Source organism: Pseudomonas sp. 2995-1, assembly GCF_002742505.1.
In the GTDB taxonomy this organism is placed as follows: Bacteria; Pseudomonadota; Gammaproteobacteria; order Pseudomonadales; family Pseudomonadaceae; genus Aquipseudomonas; species Aquipseudomonas sivasensis.
In genome coordinates this window covers 1-294 of record NZ_LJSA01000499.1, presented here as the reverse complement: position 1 = coordinate 294, position 294 = coordinate 1, and the positions used below count along the sequence as shown (strand labels likewise).

1 protein-coding gene is annotated in these 294 nt (G+C 37.4%); it reads left to right on the top strand.

The features are described from left to right. Positions 1 to 294: flagellar biosynthetic protein FliO (gene fliO, locus AOA61_RS27240; protein ID WP_143521264.1), on the top strand; the 294-nt coding region annotated here is incomplete at both ends.

Sequence of the window (294 nt, the reverse complement as noted above, 5' to 3'; positions counted from 1 at the left end):
ATTTTTTCTATCTTTTCAGATGTTCTTGGCACTAGCTTTTGTTATTTTCCTTATATACGCTCTCTTAAAATTTATAAATAATAAAAGCCGTTCTTTTCGGAGCCATTCTACAATTGAAGCAGTTGGAGGTGTTGGACTGGGGTCTAACCGTTCCGTTCAGATGGTAAGGGTTGGTGGTAAAGTTTATCTTCTTGGTGTTGGAGAATCTGTAAATCTTTTAAAAGAGATCAGTAATCCTGAAGAAATAGATAAACTCTTAGCAGAACATCGTCCACAAGAGGCCATCGACCAACC